Genomic DNA, 6,115 nt, shown 5'->3' on the forward strand with positions numbered 1-6,115 from the left:
CGATCACCAGCGACGCCATGTCCGAGAAGTTGTGCAGCGCGTCCGCCACCAGCGCGAGGCTCCCCGACAGGATGCCGCCGACGATCTGCGCCACCGTCAGCAGCGCATTGGCCCAGATCGCGGCCGACACGCGGCGGTCGCCGGATTGCGGGTCGAGGTGGGCATGGGCATGATCGTGCGGCACGGTGCGGCTCCTTCCGGGGGCGGCCCCGGCGCGCGTCCCGCCGAAGGCCCGTGCCCCTCAGGTAGCCGGCGCCGCGCACCGTCCGCAAGGTCGGAAAGCCGCGCCCCGGTGCCAGCGCCGCCCGGCAGGTGTGCGCCAACCGACACGCCCGCGCCGGGCCGCGGCAGCATTCTTGCGCCACGCGGGGCGACGTTTTACTGCTACCCGATGAACGCTTCGCCCCGCCCTGACAGACCTTTTCCCGCCACCGGCGGGGAATGCGCGGCCATCCTGCAAGCCATCGACTGGTCGCGGCATCCGCTGGGCGAACCGGCCGACTGGCCGGTAGAGCTGAAGACCGCCGTGCGCATCTGCCTGACCTCGCAATTCGCCAGCATGCTGCACTGGGGTCCCGACCTGCATACGGTCTACAACGACGCCTACGCCGCGCGTCTGGGCAGCAAGCATCCCGGCCACCTGGGCCAGCCCGCGCGTGACTGGTGGTCCGAGATCTGGGACCAGCTCGACCCGTTCTTCACCAAGGTCCTCGCGGGGCAAAGCTACTACACCGAGAACGCGCGCTACACGCCCGACCGCGGAGACAAGGCGCGCGAGGCGTTCTTCACCCACAGCCACAGCCCGCTCTGGGACGAGACCGGCGCCATCCGCGGCATCTACCTGACCGTGGTCGAGACCACCGCCCAGGTCCAGGCCGAGGCCCGCAGCGCGGTCCTCACCGACGAGCTAAAGCACCGGATGAAGAACACCATGGCGATGGTGCAATCCATCGTGAACCAGGCGCTGCGCCGCGCCACCAGCCTGGCCGAGGCGCGGCAGACCATCACCGCGTAGATCGCGGCGCTGGCGCGGACCAACGACATTCTCACCCGGGCCGACGGGCTTGCCGCCTCGCTGGCGGCGATCGTGCAGGGACCGGCGCAGATGCAGGGCGCCTTCGCGACGCGGATTTCCAGTGCGGGGCCCGACCTCGACGTGAACCCCAAGGCCGCCATCGCCTTCACCATGCTGCTGCACGAGCTCACGACCAACGCGATGAAGTACGGCGCACTGGCGAACGACACCGGGCAGGTGCACATGGACTGGCACCGCGAGGGCGGCACGCTGGTCTTCCACTGGGTCGAGACCGGCGGCCCGACCGTGACCCCGCCGACCGAGACCGGCTTCGGCACGCGGCTGATCTCGGCGCTGGCGGGCGACTTGGGCGGCGAGCCGCAGATCGCCTACGACCCCGACGGCGTCCGCTGCACCCTGCGCGCCACGATCCGCGACATCACCGGCCCTTCCGGCACGGCCGACGGCTCCATGGACGCCGTGGCCGGGGACGCGAAAACGCCAGAAACCCGCGCCTGACGGGCGCCGGAAATCGGTCCGCGCGGCGTCGAACGCCCGGGCCCGTCCCCGCGTCCCACGGGGCCAAGCGTTAACGGATCCTGAATCCGTCTCTGGAAGCTCTTGATTTTATTAGGGCGCCCGGGTGTCCCATCGTGGGACACCCGTTTTCCGCCCGGTGGCGCACGCCCGGTCAGCCCCGCAGCGTGCCGCCCGTGGCCTTGCCCACTTTCTCGACGATCTTCGCGGCCACCGCCTCGATATCCTTCTCGGTGAGGGTCTTTTCCACCGGCTGCATCCGGACCGTGACCGCCAGCGATTTCTTGCCCTCGCCCAAGGATCCGCCGATGAACTCGTCGAAGACCCGCACGCTCTCGATCAGCGCCTTGTCCGCGCCCGCCGCCGCGTTGACCACGTCCAGCGCCTGAACGCCCGCATCCACCACGAAGGCGAAGTCCCGCTCGACCGGCTGAAGGTCGGCCAGCGTCAGCGCCGCCCGGGTGGACCCCGCCTTGCGCGGCAGCGGCACCTCCTCGGGGAACAGCGTGAAGGCCACCGCCGGCCCCTTCACGTCGAGCGCGCGCAGCACCTTGGGGTGCAGTTCTCCGAAGATGCCAAGCACCTTCTTCGGGCCCAGGCAGAACCTCCCGTGCCGTCCGGGATGCCACCATGCCGGCCCGTCGCGCAGGATCTGCATCTTCGCCGGCGCGCCGATCGCGGCCAGCACCGCCTCGGCATCCGCCTTGGCGTCGAACAGGTCCACAGCGCGCGACCCGCCATGCACATCCTTCGGCCCGGTGCGGCCGACCAGCAGGCCAACGATCTGCAGCGCCTGCTCGCCCGGCTCGCCGCCCGCGAAGGCGTGCCCTACCTCGAACAGCGCCAGGTCGTTGAACCCGCGCGCCTGGTTGCGCGCCGCCGCCCGCAGCAGCCCCGGCAGCAGGTCGGGCCGCATGTGGCTCATCTCGGAACTGATCGGGTTGGCCAGCATCGTGGCATCGTCGCCGCCGCCGAACAGCGCCGCCGCCTCGGCGTCGATGAAGCTGTAGGTCACGCATTCGTTGTAACCCAAGGCCGCTGTCGTGCGCCGCGCCGCCTGCTCGCGCCGCTGCATGGGCGACAGGATCGGCTTCGGCACGCCGGCCCGCGCGCGTGGCATCGGCTTGCCCTGAAGCTTGGTCAGCGACGCGATGCGCGCGACCTCCTCGACCAGGTCGGCCTCGCCCATCACGTCGGGCCGCCACGATGGCACATGCGCCATGTCGCCGTCGAGCCGGAAGCCCAGCGCCTCCAGTGTCGCGCGCTGCTCGGCCTCGGGGATCTCCATGCCGACGAGGCTGATCACCCGCGCGGGGTCGAGCTTGTAGGCCCGGTCCGTATCGGGCGCTTCGCCCGCGACCGTCACCTCGGACGCCTCGCCGCCGCAAAGCGCGATGATCATCGCCGCCGCATCCTCGACCGCCTGGCGGTTGTAGGCCGGATCGATGCCGCGTTCGTTGCGATACCGCGCGTCCGAGTTGATCTTGAGCCCGCGCCCCGCATGGGCGATCTGCACGTGGTCCCACACGGCGGCCTCGAGGAAGACGTTGACCGTCTCCTCGGTACAGCCTGTCGCCAGCCCGCCCATGATGCCCGCGATGCTCTCGATCCCGCTGTCGTCCGAGATCACGACCTCGCCGCCGTGGAAGGCATACTCCTTCTCGTCGAGGCCGGTCAGCGTCGCGCCCTCGGGCGCGCGATGAATGCGCAGACCACCCGTCACCTTGTCCGCGTCGAACACGTGCAGCGGGCGGTTGCGGTCGTGGGTGAAGAAGTTCGTCACGTCCACCAGCGCCGAGATCGGCCGCAGCCCGATCGCCCGCAGCCGGTCCTGCAGCCATTTGGGGCTGGGCCCGTTCTTCACGCCCCGGATCAGACGCCCGGCGAAGACGTGGCAGCCGTCCTTGGCGTCATCCTCGATCGTGACCGACACCGGGCACGGGAACGCGCCCGCGACCTGCTCCGCTTTCAGCGGCTTGAGCGTGCCGAGCCCCCGCGCCGCCAGATCGCGCGCGATGCCGTGCACCCCCAGCGCGTCCTGCCGGTTCGGCGTGATCGCGATCTCGATCACCGGGTCGACCTTCGCCGGATCGTTCTGCGCCAGCCAGTCGGTGAAGCGCTGCCCCACCTCGCCCGAAGTCAGTTCGATGATGCCGTCATGCTCGTCCGACAGTTCCAGCTCGCGCTCGGAACACATCATCCCGTGGGACTCGACGCCGCGAATCTTGCCGACCGACAGCGTCGTGTCGATGCCCGGCACGTAATCGCCCGGTTTCGCCACAACCACGGTGATCCCCTCGCGCGCATTGGGCGCACCGCAGATGATCTGCGTCTCGCCCGCGTCGGTCTGGACCATGCACAGCTTCAGCTTGTCCGCGTCGGGATGCTTCTCGGCCTTGAGCACCTTGCCGATGGTGAACGCGCTCAGGCGTTCCGCCGGGTTCTCGACGCCCTCGACCTCGAGGCCCAGATCCGTCAGCGCCTCGGTGATCTCGGCGACCGAGGCGGTCGTGTCGAGGTGATCCTTCAGCCAAGAGAGGGTGAATTTCATCGGTCCGGTCCTATCACGTCGGCGGGCTTGGCCCGCGGCAATTCAGGGGCGCCAAGCGCCCGAAAGTCAGCGGGACAACCCGCCATGCAGCGTCGGCACGTCGAGGCTCGCGAACCCGTAATGCCGCAGCCAGCGCAGGTCGCTGTCGAAGAAGGCGCGCAGGTCGGGGATGCCGTATTTCAGCATCGCGATCCGATCGATCCCCATGCCGAAGGCGAACCCCTGCCACTGGGTCGGATCGACGCCGGCGTTCTCGAGCACCTTGGGATGCACCATGCCGGACCCGAGGATTTCCAGCCAGTCATCGCCCTCGCCGACCTTCAGCACGCCGCCCTCCCAGGAACACTGGATATCGACCTCGGCGGACGGCTCGGTGAACGGGAAATGCGAGGCGCGGAAGCGCAGCGTGACGTCGTCGACCTCGAAATACGCCTTCACGAACTCTTCCAGCACCCATTTCAGGTTCGCCATCGAGATATCGCGGTCGATGGCCAGCCCCTCGACCTGGTGGAACATCGGCGTGTGCGTCTGGTCGTAATCCGCGCGGTACACCCGCCCCGGCGCGATCACGCGGATGGGCGCGCCCTGCTTCTCCATCGACCGGATCTGCACCGGCGAAGTATGCGTGCGCAGCACGTGCGGCGGGCGGTTATCGCCCTCGGCGCGGTGCATGTAGAACGTGTCCATCTCGGCCCGCGCGGGGTGGTGGCCGGGGATGTTCAGCGCGTCGAAGTTGTACCAGTCGCTGTCGATCTGCGGCCCCTCGGCCACGGCGAACCCCATGTCGGCGAAGATGGCGGTGACCTCCTCGGTCACCTGGCTGATCGGGTGGATCGAGCCCGCGCGCCGCGTGCGTCCCGGCAGCGTCACGTCCAGCCATTCCCCGCGCAGGCGCTCGTCGAGCGCGGCATCGGCCAGCGCGGCCTTCTTGGCGGACAGCGCCGAGTTGATCTCGTCCTTGAGCGCGTTGAGCGCGGGGCCGGCGGTCTGGCGTTCCTCCGGGCTCATCTTGCCCAGCTCGCGCATCTTGAGACTGATCTCGCCCTTCTTGCCGACGGCCTGCACGCGCAACGATTCCAGCGCGCCCTCGTCCGAGGCGCCGCCGATCAGGTCGAGATACTTCTTCCGCAGGTCTTCCATCGCACGCTCCATCGGGGACGCGCCCGTAGGTAACGATGAGGGGTCATGGGCGCAAGCGGTCGTTCGGCCCTAGCGACCCGCCTCGGCCAGCCGTTGCAGCAGCACCGGCGCCAGCACGCGCTCGATCAGCCGACGCGCGCCCAGGTCGCTGAGATGGTTGTCGTCGCGATAGAGAGACGCGCCCTTGTGCGCGACGGCACAGGTCGTGTCGCAGAAGGTGTCGCGCACGCGGGCAAGATCGACCCGCTGCGGCACGGCGAGCGTGTTTATCAGCGCGTCGACCCAGCGGTTGCGCCGCTCGACGTCGGCCCGCCGGGGCAGCGCGGGTACGGCTGTGCGCCGTGCAGCGCGGCGCGGCCCGGCACCTCGGGGTCAGACCAGCCGATCTCGGGGACGCCTTCGATCAGCACGACGCGCGCCACGTGGCCGGAAACCGCGTCGATCGTGCGCGTCAGGCCCTCGGCGAACAGGGCGCGGTTGCCGTCCCCGTGCGATCCCGACCGCGCCGGCCCGAGCACGACGGCGTTGTCGCGGGTGGCGTCCATCGCCCCGCGCGCGAACAGGTAGATTTTGCCGATCTCGGTCCGTCCCGCACGCTCGTAGAAGCATACCAGCGAAAAGCGGCCCTGCTCGAACTCGCGCAAAAGGATTGTGGTGATGAGGAAGCCCGAGATGACGAAGAAGACATCCACATCCAGATAACCGCCGCCGGAGCCGGCAATCGCCGAGTGGTTTCCAAGGGCCGCACGCCCTGCGGCCGCGCCGTGGCCGGGGACGGTGGGCGGGGCGATGTCGACGGCGGCACGACGGCGACGAGCGCCGGACGCCTTCCCAATCCCGCCGCTCCGTGCCAGACAGCCGGAAAAGAGGGA

At 69.5% G+C, this 6,115-nt stretch carries 7 protein-coding genes; 2 read left to right on the forward strand and 5 right to left on the reverse strand.

Annotation, left to right across the window (positions count from 1 at the left end; all coding sequences use genetic code 11):
* A partial coding sequence (locus ACFDTC_RS13560; RefSeq protein WP_375259417.1) for a cation transporter occupies positions 1 to 184 on the reverse strand: 184 nt, incomplete at its 3' end.
* 207 nt (positions 185 to 391) lie between these two features.
* Here ACFDTC_RS13560 and ACFDTC_RS13565 point away from each other — a divergent pair.
* Both ACFDTC_RS13565 and ACFDTC_RS13570 read left to right on the forward strand, forming a co-directional pair.
* On the forward strand, positions 392 to 1,015 hold the full coding sequence (locus ACFDTC_RS13565) for an HWE histidine kinase domain-containing protein (protein WP_375259418.1): 624 nt from the start codon (positions 392 to 394) through the stop codon (positions 1,013 to 1,015).
* Between the two features lie 72 nt (positions 1,016 to 1,087).
* The gene (locus tag ACFDTC_RS13570) at positions 1,088 to 1,534 is read left to right on the forward strand and encodes a sensor histidine kinase (RefSeq protein WP_375259419.1); all 447 of its coding nucleotides are present in this window, start codon (positions 1,088 to 1,090) and stop codon (positions 1,532 to 1,534) included.
* A 172-nt stretch (positions 1,535 to 1,706) separates the two neighbouring features.
* On the opposite strand, the gene pheT is transcribed toward ACFDTC_RS13570, so the two are convergent.
* The 4 genes from pheT to ACFDTC_RS13590 form a co-directional block, all read right to left on the reverse strand.
* Complete coding sequence (gene pheT, locus ACFDTC_RS13575) at positions 1,707 to 4,103, reverse strand: phenylalanine--tRNA ligase subunit beta (protein ID WP_375259420.1); 2,397 nt, start codon at positions 4,101 to 4,103, stop codon at positions 1,707 to 1,709.
* Between the two features lie 66 nt (positions 4,104 to 4,169).
* Positions 4,170 to 5,243, reverse strand: coding sequence for a phenylalanine--tRNA ligase subunit alpha (gene pheS, locus ACFDTC_RS13580; RefSeq protein ID WP_375259421.1), 1,074 nt, complete (start codon positions 5,241 to 5,243; stop codon positions 4,170 to 4,172).
* 69 nt (positions 5,244 to 5,312) lie between these two features.
* Positions 5,313 to 5,564 (reverse strand): SGNH hydrolase domain-containing protein, encoded by a 252-nt coding sequence (locus ACFDTC_RS13585; protein WP_375259423.1) that lies wholly within the window; start codon positions 5,562 to 5,564, stop codon positions 5,313 to 5,315.
* Positions 5,513 to 6,115: acyltransferase family protein (locus tag ACFDTC_RS13590; RefSeq protein ID WP_375259422.1), on the reverse strand; the 603-nt coding region annotated here is incomplete at its 5' end. The genes ACFDTC_RS13585 and ACFDTC_RS13590, both read right to left, overlap by 52 nt.

The sequence above is a fragment of the Citreimonas sp. genome (assembly GCF_042096055.1).
In the GTDB taxonomy this organism is placed as follows: Bacteria; Pseudomonadota; Alphaproteobacteria; order Rhodobacterales; family Rhodobacteraceae; genus Citreimonas.